Here is a 15,282-nt window from a genome sequence, read left to right on the forward strand (position 1 = left end):
TGCTGCTGTTACATCCTTGAGTGGCTTGAGGGCATTGCTCAAGCCGGGTTTTATTCGGTTATTAAGCGCAGGCTTTTTGCCAGTAGGCATTGGCATAATTGGATGGATTATTGCGCTGTAAAACATTGCTGATGTTACGGCTGGCCTGCATCAAGGCATCCAGCTGAATGCCGGTTTCATAGCCCATGTTGGACAGCAGGTAATACAGATCTTCGGTTGAGACATTGCCGGATGCGCCTTTGGCATAAGGACAGCCGCCTAAACCGGCAATTGACGAGTCAAAAACGCGAATACCTTGCAGCAGTGACTGGTAAATATTGGCGATGGCCATGCCATAGGTATTATGGAAATGACCGGCCAGCACCGTCGTATCCAGTTCAGCTAGACATGCGTCCCAGACTTTTTTCACCCGGTCGGGTGTGGCGGTGCCAATGGTTTCACCCAAAGACACTTCATAGCAGCCCATATCCAGCAGGCGCTGCGAAACTTTTGCCACCTGCTGCGGATCAATTGCGCCTTCATACGGACAATCGACCATACAGGACACATAACCACGCACACGAATGTTGTGCGCTTTGGCTTCACGCATTACATCGCTGAATTTTTCAAAACTTTCATCAATCGAACAATTGATATTTTTACGGGTAAAACTTTCAGAGGCTGCGGTAAAGACCGCAACTTCCTGACAGCCCACCGCCAGCGCAGATTCAAAACCTTTCAGGTTTGGCGTGAGCAGGCTGAACTGAATATTTGGATCTTTGGGCAAGCCGGCAAACAGCACATCGCTGTCTGCCATTTGCGGTACCCATTTGGCCGATACACAGGAACCAACTTCAATGGCCTGTAAACCGGTTTGCATTAAATCCAGAATCAGCTGTCTGCGGTCATCCAGGGTTAAGGGTGTTTTTTCATTTTGCAGGCCATCGCGTGGCCCAACTTCAACAATTTTGACAAATTCGCTCATGCGACTTCCTCCGCCAGCGGCTGGAATTCCACCAGCTCATCGCCAGCTTTGACCTGATCACCGGCCTGGAAGTAAGAGCTGGCCACGATGCCATCATGCGGTGCACGAATCGAGTATTCGATTTTCATGGCTTCGAGGGTCATCAGGACATCGTCTTTTTTGACTTTGTCATTGGCCGCGACCAGTACCTGAGTGATGACACCCGGCATTGGCGCAGTCAGGTTGTTTTCAGCACCTTGTTCATCATCCTGGTTAAATACCGGTTTCAGATAGGTAAATTTATAGCTCTGGCCATTCTGGAACAGGGTAATGCCATGTTCAGTCTGGCTAAAGGCCAGTTTTTGCTGTTTGCCGGCCAGCTTGAATTGCAGGGTATGCGCATCCAGTAACTGACCCTCAAGCTCAAAAGTCTGACCCTCATACTGTGCGACAAAGCCATGTTCTTGTGCTGCAAACTGGATATTTAACGTTTTGTCATTACATTGTAATTTGATTGTCTGCCTCGATTGCAGGTTTAAACGCCAGAAAGCATTGGTCTGCCAGACCGGATTGCTGGCGCTCGGGTTCTGGGCCAAACGTGACAGCAATTCGATGAAGGCCGCGCTGACCACTAGCGTACTGTTCAGCTCTGTGGCCGGTTTTAGCAGGAATTCTTCTTCGCGCTGAATCAGGCCAGTATCCAAATTGGCATTCTTGAAAGAATCGCACAGTACCAGACGATCCAGGAAGGCAATGTTGTTGCCCAGACCATCGACATGGAACTGACCTAAAGCATGGTGCATTTGCGTTAATGCTGCTTCACGGTTTTTGCCCCAGACAATCAGTTTGGCAATCATCGGGTCGTAGTAGGTGCTAATTTCATCGCCTTCAACAATACCGCTGTCGACACGTACCGCTTCATTTTGTGCTGGATAATGCAGATAGCTGATTTGACCAATCGCCGGAATAAAGCCTTTTTCAGGTTCTTCGGCATAAACACGTGCTTCTAAAGCATGGCCGTGAATCTGCAATTCGTGCTGCTGTTTTGGTAAAGGCTCACCAAAGGCGACGCGTAATTGCCACTCGACCAGATCCTGACCGGTAATCATTTCAGTCACCGGGTGTTCAACCTGCAGACGGGTGTTCATTTCCATGAAGTAGGCAGTACCATCTTGCTCGACAATAAACTCGACCGTACCGGCACCAACATAATTCACGGCACGCGCGGCATCAATTGCGGCTTGACGCATGGCTTCCAGTTTATCTTCCGGCATTTTAGGTGCAGGTGCTTCTTCCAGAACTTTCTGGTGACGACGTTGCACAGAGCAATCGCGTTCAAACAGATGCACATAATTGCCATGTGTATCACCGAAAACCTGAACTTCAATATGGCGTGGCTGCACGACATAGCGTTCAATCAATACATCTTCATTGCCGAAACTAGAACGTGCTTCGCTTTTACAGGAAGCGAGTGAACTCAGAAAGTCTTCGCTGCGCTCGACCAGACGCATGCCTTTACCACCACCGCCGGCACTGGCTTTGATCAGTACCGGATAGCCGATACTATCGGCTTGTTGTTTCAGGAAATCGGCATCCTGATTGGTACCATGATAGCCTGGGGTTAACGGTACACCGGCTTGTTCCATTAAGGCTTTAGAGGTCGCTTTAAGACCCATTGCTAAGATCGCATCCACTGGCGGACCTATAAAGACAATGTTGTTGTCCTGACAGGCCAGTGCAAACTGGTCATTTTCAGACAGGAAGCCATAACCTGGATGAATAGCCTGAGCACCTGTAGTTTTTGCTGCCTGAATAATACGTTCAATCTGTAAATAGCTTTGTGCTGCTGGTGATTCACCAATATAGACGGCTTCATCGGCCAGTTTGACATGCTGGGCCTGAGCATCTGCATCTGAATAGACTGCAACAGTTGCAATCCCCAGTTTTTGGGCAGTACGAATGACACGACAGGCAATTTCACCACGGTTGGCAATTAAAATCTTTTCAAACATCCTACGATCCTTCTTGTTGTTATGCCGTGGTCTTGATCCAGGCCGGGCTTTGTTTGTTAAGGAAAGCATTTAAGCCGTTTTTCGCCTCATCTCCCTGGCGAACGTGGGCAATATGCTGTGCGGTTTGCAGCAAGAGGTCCTCGGTCAGGACTTGCTGGTTCACCATCTGAATGAGCTGTTTCGATGCGTGCTGTGCTTCAGGGCCACCGAGTAATAAGGCCTGCACAATTTCATCAATTTTGCTGTCCAGCTGTTCCGGTGCGGTCACTTCATGTGCCAGACCAATAGCGTGTGCCTGTGCTGCAGAAATCCGTTCAGCAGTTAAAAAGTAACGTGATGCCTGACGTGCGCCAATGGCACGAATGACATAAGGGCTGATGGTGGATGGCGCCAGGCCTAAACGTACCTCAGAGGTGGCAAATTTGGCATCGGTGCTGGCCACACAAATATCACAGGCCGAGGCCAGACCCATACCACCACCAAAGGCAATGCCATGTACGCGAGCGATAGTCGGCTGTTTCAAGGTGGCCAGACTTTGCAGCATTTTGGCCAGTTTCAGGGCATCGGCTTCATTGTCGGCTTGTGAGGCCTGACCGGCCTGTTTCATCCAGTTCAGGTCGGCACCGGCAGAGAAGCTCTTGCCACGACCGGCCAGAATCACCACACGTACATCAGCGCGGGTATTCAGTTGCTGAAAGCAGGCGTGTAATTCTTCAATGACCTGCGTATTAAAGGCATTGTGCAGTTCGGCACGGTTAATCCACACCGTGGCCACCTGATCTTGCTGTTCGAGTTGTAAAAATTGATAATCCATTTTTGTCACCTCTTACATGCGGAACACGCCGAATTTGGTTGGCTGGATTGGGGCATTTAATGCCGCCGCCAGACTGAGCGCCAATACTTCACGTGATTGTGCTGGATCAATAACACCATCATCCCATAAACGCGCAGAAGCATAATATGGATGACCCTGACGCTCATACTGGTCACGAATAGGCTGTTTAAACTGATCTTCTTCTTCCGCTGACCAGCTGCCGCCTTTGCTTTCAATCTGGTCGCGTTTTAAGGTCGAGAGTACACTCGAAGCCTGCTCACCGCCCATCACCGAAATACGCGAGTTTGGCCAGGTCCACATAAAGCGTGGTGAATAGGCACGGCCACACATACCGTAGTTGCCGGCACCAAAAGAACCGCCAATCACCAGGGTCAGTTTCGGTACATTGGCTGTCGCCACCGCCATCACCAGTTTGGCACCATTTTTGGCAATACCTTCATTTTCATACTGACGGCCAACCATAAAGCCGGTGATGTTCTGAATGAAGAGCAGGGGAATATTGCGCTGGGTACACAGTTCAATAAAGTGTGCGCCTTTTTGTGCCGACTCGGAAAACAGAATTCCGTTATTGGCAATAATGCCGACTGGCATACCGTACAGTTTGGCAAAGCCGGTGACCAGCGTGGTCCCAAAACGTGCCTTGAACTCGTCAAAACGTGAACCATCGACAATACGGGCAATTACTTCACGCACATCAAACGGTTTACGTGCATCAGTCGGGACAATGCCGTACAGCTCGGACGCATCGAATAATGGTGCTTCGACATTTTCCGGCTGCGGATTTGGTTTTTTATTTAAATTGGCGACGATGTTGCGGGCAATGGCCAAAGCATGTTCGTCATTTTCTGCCAGATGATCGGCCACCCCTGATAAACGCGTGTGTACATCACCACCGCCCAGGTCTTCACTGCTGACCACTTCACCAGTGGCAGCTTTCACCAAAGGCGGACCACCCAGGAAGATGGTACCCTGATTCCGCACAATAATGGTTTCATCGGACATGGCAGGGACATAAGCACCGCCGGCTGTACAGCTGCCCATCACCACGGCGATCTGGGCAATGCCCATGCTCGACATACGCGCCTGATTGTAGAAAATACGGCCGAAGTGGTCACGGTCTGGGAACACTTCATCTTGCAGCGGTAAATAGGCACCGCCAGAATCGACCAGATAGATACAGGTCAGATGGTTCTGCTCGGCAATTTCCTGAGCGCGTAAATGCTTTTTCACGGTCAGCGGGTAGTACGTTCCGCCTTTTACTGTCGCATCATTGGCAATGATCATACAGGTCACGCCATTGACCTGACCGACACCGGCCACGACACCGGCAGCAGGCACATCATCCTGATACACCTGATAGGCAGCCAGCTGACCAATTTCAATAAAAGCCGTACCCGGATCAATCAGATGGTCAATCCGTTCACGTGGTAATAATTTACCGCGATCCAGATGTTTCTGACGTGCAGTTTCACCGCCGCCTAGGGCAATTTTCTGGACTTTCTGTTTCAGGTCATCGACCAGGGTTTGCATCGCTGCGTGGTTGTTTTTGAACTCTTCGCTGCGAATATTGATTTTGCTCTGTAATTGATTCATGCCAACATCCTTGTCTATTCTTGTGATTTATTTTTTAGGCAGTTTCGTTAAACAGTTCGCGGCCAATCAGCATACGGCGAATTTCCGAGGTGCCTGCACCAATTTCATAGAGTTTGGCATCACGCCATAAACGTCCAGCAGAAAATTCATTGATATAACCGTTCCCACCTAGCGTCTGAATGGTTTCACCGGCCATCCAGGTGGCTTTTTCGGCTGCATATAAAATTGCGCTGGCAGCATCTTTACGCAGGCTGCGGCTATGCTCGGCTTTGTCACATTCTGCACCTACGGCATAGACCAGTGCTTTACAGGCCAGCCAGGTCGAATACATATCAGCAATTTTGCCTTGCATCAGCTGGAATTCGCCCAGTGCCTGACCAAACTGTTTACGCTCGTGGATATACGGAATCACGGTGTCTAGGCAGGCATCCATAATGCCCAGTGGGCCTGCGCTTAATACAGCACGTTCATAGTCCAGACCACTCATCAGCACTTTTACACCATTGCCGACACCACCGAGGACGTTTTCTTTCGGTACGCGCACGTTGTCAAAGAACAGTGGATAGGTATTCGAGCCGCGCATGCCCAGTTTGTCCAGGTGCGTACCGTGGCTAAAGCCCGGCATGGTTTTTTCAATCAGGAAAGCGGTCATGCCTTTGGCGCCGGCTTGGGTATCAGTTTTGGCATAGACCACCAGCACATCTGCATCGCCACCGTTGGTGATCCACATTTTTGAACCGTTTAGCAGATAATGATCGCCCTGATCTTCAGCTTTGAGTTTCATGCTCACCACATCGGAGCCGGCATTCGGTTCTGACATGGCCAATGCGCCGACATATTCACCTGAAATCAGTTTCGGTAAATAGCGCTGTTTCTGTTCTTCGTTACCATTACGCTTAATTTGGTTCACACATAGGTTAGAATGTGCCCCGTAGGAAAGGCCAATGGATGCTGAGGCACGTGAAATTTCCTGCATGGCAATAATATGTGCCAGATAACCGAGGTTGGTGCCACCATATTCCTCACTTACAGTCAGACCGAGTAAACCCATGTCCCCAAACTTTTTCCAAAGATGAGCAGGGAATTCGTTGTCACGGTCGACCTGTTGAGCAATTGGTGCGATCTCTTTTGCACAAAATGCAGCAACTGAATCACGAAGGGCGATCAGTGTTTCATCCAAACCGAAATCCAAGCTTTGTAAATTCATTTCTTCATCCATCCTGCGGTTATATTTGTTGTTTCCAAAAAAGCATTTTTGTTGTGCTTGGTTTTTAACATACATCGAAAATTTAAAAAAGTGAACTAAAATTCACAAAATGATTTACAATTCATTTTATCTGGTTGAGAATAAGATATGAGTTATAAAAGATCATCATTGATGCAGGAACGAATGGAACAGAATCGCCTGTCGATTTTGCAGTCCGCTCGTGAACTAATTGCTCAAGGGGGCTTTAAAGAGGCGTCGATTCAGGCCATTGCGGAACGTGCCGGTGTATCTACCGGTCTGGTCTATCGATATTTCGAAAACAAAAGCCAGATTTTAATTGAAGTGTTGTCGAATGCGATTCAGCATGAGGTTGAAATTTTGAACCACATTGCCGGCTCGGATTTATCGCCAAAACAGAAATTGCAAAAATCTGTTACAACTTTTGTGAAGCGTGCCATGAACAGTCCCCAACTGGCGTATGCGCTCATGTTTGAACCGGTCGATCCGGAAATGGAACATGAACGTTTTCGCAGTAAACAGCTGATCAAGCAGAGCATTAAGGAAATTTTGGCTGAAGGAAAAGTCAATGGTGAGTTTGAGTTTGAAGATTTGAACACCGCCGCACTGGGCGTGGTTGGCTCCATGACCTTTGTGGTGATTGAACCTTTGAACCCATCTCGCAATGTGATGTTTGATCAAAACTATAAGGATTACTTTGTCAAACAGATTGCCGATTTTTGTGTGAACGCAGTACGACGACAGGAGGGAAGTGAGTAAAAAACGATAAAAACGGCAGGGAAGACAGACAGGTAGTTGTGGTTCAAAAACAATTAGTAGAGTTGAAAATCAGAATTACAAAGAATCAAGGAGAACGATTCAATGACACAAGTACGGTTAAGCTACGCCTACGGAACGAGCAGCCAGCCTTTACTGGGCACAACGATTGGTGAAAAATTTGATCAGGCTTGCGCGCAATACGCCGAACAGGATGCGGTGGTCAGCTTGCATCAGAATGTGCGTTTGAGCTACCGGCAGTTGCAAGAGCAGGTGAATGCCTTTGCCTGCAGTTTGCTGAAACTGGGCTTTCAAAAAGGTGACCGTCTTGCAATCTGGTCGCCGAACTGCGTGGAATGGACCATTACCCAGTTTGCGGCCTTTAAAGCCGGCATTATTCTGGTGAACCTGAACCCGGCCTATAAAAGCAATGAGCTGGAATATGTACTGAATAAAGTGTCGTGTAAGGGACTGGTGATTGCCTCGCAGTTCAAGACCACCAATTATCAGGAGATTCTGACCAAAATTGCCCCGGAGCTGAACCAGGCAGCAAGCAAAGTGCTGAAAGCCGAGCGCCTGCCGCATCTGAAACATATTATTAAAATTGATGATCAGGAACATGCCGGATTACACCGCTTTCAGGATTTAATGACCCCGCCAAGCAAAAAAATGCTGCAAAAACTGCAGCAGATTTCTAGTGAATTGCAGTTTGATGAAACTATTAATATTCAGTTTACATCGGGCACCACCGGGAATCCGAAAGGCACCATGCTGACCCATAACAACATTTTAAATAATGGCTATTTTGTCGGTGAAGCAATTCATCTCAGCCCGGCAGATCGGGTCTGTATTTCAGTGCCATTATTCCACTGTTTCGGGATGGTGATGGGGAACTTGGCCTGTATCACTCATGGTTCTACCATGGTCTATCCATCAGCCGTATTTAACCCGCTGGATACCTTAAAAGCCATTCAGCAGGAAAAATGTACCGCTGCTTATGGCGTACCGACCATGTTCATTGCCATTTTAGAGCATGAACAGTTTGATGAGTTTGACCTGTCGAGCTTGCGCACCGGTATTATGGCTGGCAGTCCATGTCCGCAGGAAATCATGCAGCGCGTCATTGACCGCATGCATATGTCGGAAATTACCATCTGCTATGGCATGACTGAAACAGCACCGGTAAGTGCGCAAAGTTCAACGGAAGATTCGGTGGAACGTCGCGTCAGTACCGTAGGCCGAGTCCATCCACATCTGGAAGTCAAAATTGTCGATGAAGAGGGCAAGGTGGTACCACGTGGACAGCTCGGTGAACTCTGTGTTCGCGGTTATTCGGTAATGCTCGGCTATTGGGAAGATCAGGAAAAAACCGCAGAAGTGATTGATGCTGCACGCTGGATGCATACCGGTGATATCGCTGAAATGGACGATGAAGGCTTTGTCAAAATTAAAGGCCGGATTAAAGATGTGGTGATTCGTGGCGGTGAAAACCTGTTCCCGAAAGAAATTGAAGATTTCCTCTATACCCATCCGGCGGTTTGCGATGTACAGGTGATTGGCGTACCTGACCATAAATATGGCGAAGAACTCTGCGCCTGCATTATCTTGCATGAAAACGACCCTTGCACAGAAGAAACCATTCGCCAGTACTGCGCCGAGCATATTTCACACAATAAAGTGCCACGTTATGTGCGTTTCTTTAGCGAGTTTCCAATGACGGCATCGGGTAAGGCGCAGAAGTTTAAGCTGCGTGAATTTATGCGTGAAGAGTTAAACCTAAAAGAAATTGCTTGATTCATGCAGGCATCTAATCACATGACAGGGCGACAGGGATATCGCCGGTCATGTGATTGAATCTCGGGAAAAATCAAATCAGAGCAAAATTGCTTTGCTTTCCGCGAGCTGTCATGACTTTCCAACAAGAATGATCTTCGCAAGTCTATTCAAGAGTCAGAGGTAGAGTGAGTTAAAGATGGCCAAAAACTTTCACAGTGAAGTCATTGTCGCCGGCTATGATGATCACATCCGTAAACTGATTCCCGGCTATGAACTGGTACATCAACAGATTGATGCCATTCTAACGGCAGAATTACCGGAAACTGCGCATATTCTGGTGGTCGGGTGCGGGACAGGCTATGAGCTGACCTATTTATTGGCGCATCATCCACAGTGGCAGATTACCGCCATTGATCCCTCCCGTGCCATGCTGGAACAGGCACAAAATACGATCCGCTCAATTGCAGGTGCCGAGCGGGTGCAGTTTATTCAGGCCGATACCCAGAGTTTAGAGTCCCCTCAGCCTTTTGATGCGGCACTGGCCATTCTGGTGGCGCATTTTATTCCCATGCCGGCCAAAGCCGATTTTTTTCAGGACATCTGCCAGCGCTTAAAACCGGGTGGTGTTTTCCTCAGTTATGACCTGATGCAGCCTGAAACATTGGCTGAACAGCAAGTGCTGCAGCATGTAGCGGTGCAACAGGGCTTAACAGTGAGCCAGAGTGAAAAGATGATTGCACGTCTGGATGATGATTTTGAACTGGTTTCGGCTGAACAGACCAAAGACGTATTAACAAAAGTCGGATTTAAAAGTTGCAGGGTTTATTGTCAAATCATGAATTATTATGGTTTTTTTGCACGAAAATAAACGAGACAGGGGCTACACAGGCAGGTAGCACACAGACCAAAGAGCAAGGAAGTAGGGAAAATAATGTCGGCATATTACAGTTTTATCAGACGTGAACAGCATGCAGATGGCAGCAGCACAGCTTATTATGAATCGAATATTCATGCTCAGGGCGCGTGGAATCCGCATGAGCAGCATATGGCACCTGCCACCGGTATTCTCTGTGCAGAGCTGGAACAGTTCCAGCCACGTGCAGAAATGCGCATTGGCCGGGTCGGGCTGGATATTTTTGGTTTGATTGCCTTTGGTGAATTTTCGATTACCACCCGCATGATTCGCCCAGGCAAAACCATTGAGTTGATTGAAGCGGAAATGTGTGCCAATGGCAAAACCTGTATTGTGGCACGTGCCTGGAAAATGCTAACCTCCGACACTCGGGCCATTGCCGGTCTGGAAGATTTACCGGCAGAAAGTCCGGACTATTTACCCGAGTGGGATGGCATGCGCTGCTGGCCAGGCGGCTATATTCAAAGTATTCAGACCCGTGCCCATCTGGACCATCGTCCGGGCAAAGGCATTGTCTGGCTCAGTAATCAGCTTGAAATGATTGACGGCCAGCCGACATCGGATTTCACTCGCCTGATGGGTATGGTAGATACCGCCAATGGTGTGGTGCCACGTCAGGACCCGAATGCCGGTTGGGGCTTTCCAAACCTGGATTTGCAAATTCATCTGCACCGCTTACCGCAAGGCCAGTGGCTAGGACTGGAAGTGGTACAACAATATGGTGAAGACGGTATTGGTCTGACCAGCGGCATTCTGCATGATGTTCATGGGCCATTTGGACGCAGTGAACAGATTCTGACCTTAAGAAAGTTCTAAAACTGGCTCAAGTCTATCAGGACGAATTGATTCGTCCTTTTTTTATTGGCATGCTGTGGGCAGTTCAAAATATAGATGAAACAGATGCGAATCGGGATTATTGGCGCGGGACGGGTAGCACATCATCTGGCACGGGCATTGAGTGCACGGCACCAGATAGTACAAATTTATAGCCGCAGTTTGGATAAGGCAGCGCAGCTGGCACAGCAGGTACAGGCTAGTGCAATTCATAGCCCTGAACAGTTTGATGCAACATTAGACTTGGTGATCATTGCGGTGAGTGATCAATCCATTGCCGCGATAATTGAGCAGGTGCATCCTCATTTGCCTGAAGTGCTGATGGTCCATACCTCCGGCAGTACTGCAATGCAGCTGTTGCAGCAGGTACATGCACGTGCCGGAGTATTTTATCCGCTGCAAACCTTTAGTCTGGAACGTGAGATTGACTGGAGTCAGACCCCTGTATTTATTGAAGCGGCAGATGAAGACGATCAGGCTGTATTGTTGCAGCTGGCCAATGAACTCAGTCAGTGGGTTTATGCCTATAGCTCCGAGCAGCGTCTGAGCCTGCATCTGGCCGCGGTGTTTGCCTGTAATTTCAGTAATTATTGTTATGACATGGCCCGGCAAATTGTTGATGTCCAGCAGGTCGATTTTAGTCTGCTGTATCCGTTAATGCTGGAAACGGCGCAGAAGGCCACCCAGGCCGACCCTAAAATCATGCAGACCGGCCCGGCCATGCGTGGTGATCAGAATATTTTACAGATGCATCAGCAGTTATTGGCCGATGCACAGCGACCCGATTTACAGGCGGTTTATCAACTATTCAGCCAGCAGATTTTAGAACGTCATCAGTCATAACCCATTGTTGTTATTTTCGGGTTGATGCTGATTGATCGAGTGGGCGATCCGATCTTTTGACTGATAGATCATCTATTTTAAAATCTTTGATCTTAAAATAGGGACGTATAAAAAAAGCGCTGAGATTTCAGCGCTTTTTCAACTTTGCGATTAAGAAATTTTCTTAAAGATAAAGTCGTTAATCTTGTGACCGGCTTCAATACCACGGCGTTCAAATTTGGTTTGCGGGCGCCATTCCGGACGTGGATAGCTGTTGCCTTTGCCTGCCAGATTTTCTAAACGTGAACGGTTGTCCAGCACGTCCAGCATCCATTCTGCATACGGTTCCCAGTCAGTTGCTGCATGGAAAGTACCGCCCATTTCCAGTTTTTGTTCAATCAGTTCCATACGCTCATCCACCACAAAGCGGCGTTTGAAGTGGCGTTTCTTTTGCCATGGGTCCGGGAAGTACAGTTGCACGGTGTTAATGCTGTTGTCTGGCATTTCACGCAGCACCTGAATTGCATCGGCATCCAGTACGCGCAGGTTGCTTAAACCGGCTGTGCCTGCTTCATATACGCACTGGGCAATACCCGGCACATGCACTTCAATACCCACAAAGTTACGCTCCGGATTGGCCTGCGCCATTAAGACCAGTGAACGGCCCATTCCAAAACCGATTTCTACCGTTAAAGGACGTTCTGGATGTTCAAAATGCTGACGTAAATCGCCAACCGGATATTCCAAAATTAGGTGACCATATTGTTCAAGCGCAGTACGTTGAGAGGTGTTGAGTGGTGAGGAACGACGCATAAACGTCACAATTTCACGGTGCTCGTTTAAGTTGTCCAGCTCGACGACTTGCTGGTCTAATTGATCATTCGACATAACTTTGGCAATCGTAAAAAATTCAAATGCGGTATTTTAAGTCCTGAGCAGTTGAAGTCAAATTTTTTCATGCATTGCGCTATTTTTTTCACGGCAGCTGTCATGAAAATGCAGAAATAGTTTCATCAAATGTTCATACATCTGTCATGTCTAAAAAATAGCCTGAATAAGCTTTAACAACTGATAAAAAACAATGAAATTACATACTTTATGCTGGGCCATGGCACTCATGGGTTGTGGCTTTTCTGCACATGCAGAGCTGATGTTCAGTCAATATGTCGATGGTACATCGAACCGTAAGGGACTGGAGATTTATAACCCCGATGCGACAGCGGCCGATTTATCTCAGTATCAAATCAAGATTTTTTCCAATGGCTCAACCACAGCCGGACTGACGGTATCTTTAGAGGGAGTGTTGCCGGCCAAAGCTGAATATCTGGTCGGGCGAAGTGAATTGGAGCTGGTGCTGGGCGATCTGGTCAAAAAAATCGCAAGTCTGAATTTTAATGGTAATGATGCGGTTGTGCTGTATAAGCATAATACACCGGTCGATCGTTTTGGTGTGCTTGGACAGACTACGAGTTGGGCAGAGGGCACCAGTTTAAGCCGCAATAAAACCACGCATAGTGTTAGCTCAGTTGACCCAACAGCACCTTTTGATGTGAACAGTGAATGGACGGCCTGGTCTGACCGGAATGCTTTTAGTCAGTATTTGCTGCCAGAAGGAGAGCAGCCACCGCCTGTGACGGAAACGATTAGCTGTAGCAGTAGTGATACCGCCATTGCCGATTTGCACAGTGCCAGCAAGAACCAGATCTATACCGTGCGTGGGGTGATGACCGCAGATTATCGTTATAGCAATGGTTTTTCCGGTTTTTATCTGCAAACGCCAGATAGCAAAGCCAAGCCAAACCTGAATAATGCGATTTTTGTTTATATTCCGGCCAGCAGCCAGATTAAAGGCGGGCAGGTTGGAGAAGAGGTGATTTTACGTGGCCGCCTCACTAGCTATCAAAACCAGCTGCAGCTGGACCAGCTGACTCAGGAGATTCAAACCTGTAATCCGCAAGCGGCAAGCTGGGTAGCACCAAAAACGGTAAATTTACCGTTTGAAAGCCTGACGGATATGCAGCAGCATGCACCGCAGCGTTATCAGGGTGCGCTGGTTAAACTGCCGCAAACTCTGACCGTCAGTGAAAACTATAATTATGGCCGTTATGGCGAGCTGGCCCTAAGCCTTGGGCGTTTATATATGCCGACCAATCTGTATCCGGCCAAATCCGACGAAGCACTCAGCCTGGCCAAACAAAACCTGCTGTCGAAAATTATTCTGGATGATGGCTATAACAACCAGAACCGGACGCCGTGGTTGCCGCTGAACTTTAATGCGCAAAATACCTTAAGAGCCGGCTATGAGCTGCAAAATGTAGAAGGGATTTTGGAATATCGTTTTAACCAGTGGCGTATTCAGCCTGTTCAGGGCAGAACCTTGCCGAATATCGTGGCAGACAAAAATGAGCGCAGCAGCGTCAGTGCCAAAAATACTGCCCAGATTCGTGCTGCGGCCTTTAATGTCCTGAACTATGACAATGGCGCTGCACAAGGCTTCCCGACCGAGCGCGGTGCAAAAACCAAAGCAGAGTTCGACAAGCAGCATCAGAAAATTGTCAGTGCCTTAAAAGCCATTGATGCCGATGTCTATGGCCTGAATGAAATTGCCAACAATGGTTATGGCCCAGACAGCGCCATTGCCTATTTAACCCAAAGTCTGGGGCCAGACTGGAGGTATGTGACACCGCCAAATGCGGATCGCTTGGGCACCGATACCATTGCCGTAGCCATGATTTATAACAGCAAACGCCTGACGCCGGTGAATGCCGCTGCCGTGTTTGATGATGGTACGCAATTGAACCGTGTCACCATGGCGCAAAGTTTTAAACCTGTGGCGGGTGGCGAAAGCTTTACCGTGGTGCCACAGCATCTGAAATCCAAAGGTAGCTGTCCTGACACGGGTGTAGATGCAGATCAGGGTGATGGTCAAGGCTGCTGGAATAGCACCCGTGTGACCGCAGTACAGAAATTAATGCAATGGCTGGCGACCAATCCAACCAAAGTAACGCAGCCCAATGTCCTGATTCTGGGCGACTTAAACAGTTATGCCGAGGAAGATCCGATTTTGGCGCTGGAAAAGGCCAACTATAAAAATCTGTTTAATGATGAAAAAATCGGACAGGGCAAACAGGCTTATAGTTATGTGTTTGGTGTAGCCAGTAATACCCAGGGCTATGGCGGCGCCGGTAATTTAGACCATGCCATTGCCGATGCGCAATTGTATCCACGGGTTAAACGTGCTTTTGCATGGGCCATTAATGCCGATGAACCGACGGCGCTGGCCTATAACGAAGACTATAAAACTGCCGAGCAGATTCAGGCCTTTTATAGCCCGGATGCTTTCCGTTCATCTGACCACGACCCGATTATTATTGATCTGGATTTGGCAGATGCACCGGTAGAGCCAAAGCCATCGGAAGACTCCAAAGCGGATACCCATGGGGGGAGTACCGGTCTATGGTCATTATTGGGATTATTCGGTCTGAGTGCTGCGGCTTGGTTACGTCGCCGTAAATAAGGCGGGTATTGATCTGCCATAAAAAAACGCCTGATTATCAGGCGTTTTTTATGTGG

General features: G+C 48.3%; 12 protein-coding genes. 6 read left to right on the forward strand and 6 right to left on the reverse strand.

All coding sequences use genetic code 11. The features are described 5' to 3' along the window. Positions 1-61: 61 nt before the first annotated feature. Genes FTT64_RS00190 through FTT64_RS00210 form a run of 5 tightly spaced genes read right to left on the reverse strand, consistent with a single transcriptional unit; the run spans position 62 to position 6,590 of the window. Positions 62-964, reverse strand: a complete 903-nt coding sequence (locus FTT64_RS00190; protein ID WP_168406020.1) for a hydroxymethylglutaryl-CoA lyase — start codon at positions 962-964, stop codon at positions 62-64. Beyond that, on the reverse strand, positions 961-2,955 hold the full coding sequence (locus FTT64_RS00195; RefSeq protein WP_180181929.1) for an acetyl/propionyl/methylcrotonyl-CoA carboxylase subunit alpha: 1,995 nt from the start codon (positions 2,953-2,955) through the stop codon (positions 961-963). Before FTT64_RS00195 ends, FTT64_RS00190 begins: the two co-directional genes overlap by 4 nt. A gap of 19 nt (positions 2,956-2,974) precedes the next feature. After that, positions 2,975-3,769 carry an enoyl-CoA hydratase/isomerase family protein gene (locus tag FTT64_RS00200; RefSeq protein WP_152342323.1) on the reverse strand — a complete coding sequence of 265 codons (795 nt, stop codon included), beginning with the start codon at positions 3,767-3,769 and terminating at the stop codon, positions 2,975-2,977. Positions 3,770-3,781: 12 nt separating this feature from the next. Beyond that, a complete protein-coding gene (locus tag FTT64_RS00205) occupies positions 3,782-5,383 on the reverse strand; it encodes a carboxyl transferase domain-containing protein (protein ID WP_005177066.1) in 1,602 nt (533 codons plus the stop codon). Between the two features lie 34 nt (positions 5,384-5,417). Continuing rightward, on the reverse strand, positions 5,418-6,590 hold the full coding sequence (locus FTT64_RS00210) for an isovaleryl-CoA dehydrogenase (RefSeq protein ID WP_005177068.1): 1,173 nt from the start codon (positions 6,588-6,590) through the stop codon (positions 5,418-5,420). A gap of 147 nt (positions 6,591-6,737) precedes the next feature. On the opposite strand from FTT64_RS00210, the gene FTT64_RS00215 reads away from it, so the two are divergent. The 5 genes from FTT64_RS00215 (at position 6,738) to FTT64_RS00235 (ending at position 11,730) form a co-directional block, all read left to right on the forward strand. Beyond that, positions 6,738-7,367: a TetR/AcrR family transcriptional regulator gene (locus FTT64_RS00215; protein WP_005177074.1), complete on the forward strand. Its 630-nt coding sequence runs from the start codon at positions 6,738-6,740 to the stop codon at positions 7,365-7,367. Between the two features lie 102 nt (positions 7,368-7,469). Next, on the forward strand, positions 7,470-9,158 hold the full coding sequence (locus FTT64_RS00220; protein ID WP_180181930.1) for an AMP-binding protein: 1,689 nt from the start codon (positions 7,470-7,472) through the stop codon (positions 9,156-9,158). Positions 9,159-9,336: 178 nt separating this feature from the next. Beyond that, positions 9,337-10,008, forward strand: a complete 672-nt coding sequence (locus FTT64_RS00225; protein WP_104488772.1) for a class I SAM-dependent methyltransferase — start codon at positions 9,337-9,339, stop codon at positions 10,006-10,008. 63 nt (positions 10,009-10,071) lie between these two features. Further along, on the forward strand, positions 10,072-10,869 hold the full coding sequence (locus FTT64_RS00230) for a thioesterase family protein (protein ID WP_005177084.1): 798 nt from the start codon (positions 10,072-10,074) through the stop codon (positions 10,867-10,869). 84 nt (positions 10,870-10,953) lie between these two features. Beyond that, entirely contained in the window at positions 10,954-11,730 is a 777-nt protein-coding gene (locus FTT64_RS00235; RefSeq protein ID WP_180181986.1) for a Rossmann-like and DUF2520 domain-containing protein, read from the forward strand. A gap of 150 nt (positions 11,731-11,880) precedes the next feature. Here the strand turns inward: FTT64_RS00235 and trmB are convergent, their stop codons facing one another. After that, the gene (gene trmB, locus FTT64_RS00240; protein ID WP_005177088.1) at positions 11,881-12,597 is read right to left on the reverse strand and encodes a tRNA (guanosine(46)-N7)-methyltransferase TrmB; all 717 of its coding nucleotides are present in this window, start codon (positions 12,595-12,597) and stop codon (positions 11,881-11,883) included. A 220-nt stretch (positions 12,598-12,817) separates the two neighbouring features. Between trmB and FTT64_RS00245 the strand changes: the two genes are divergently transcribed. Next, the gene (locus FTT64_RS00245) at positions 12,818-15,226 is read left to right on the forward strand and encodes an ExeM/NucH family extracellular endonuclease (protein ID WP_180181987.1); all 2,409 of its coding nucleotides are present in this window, start codon (positions 12,818-12,820) and stop codon (positions 15,224-15,226) included. Positions 15,227-15,282 lie beyond the last annotated feature (56 nt).

The sequence above is a fragment of the Acinetobacter sp. Q186-3 genome (genome assembly GCF_013420655.1).
GTDB classification, from domain to species: Bacteria; Pseudomonadota; Gammaproteobacteria; order Pseudomonadales; family Moraxellaceae; genus Acinetobacter; species Acinetobacter indicus.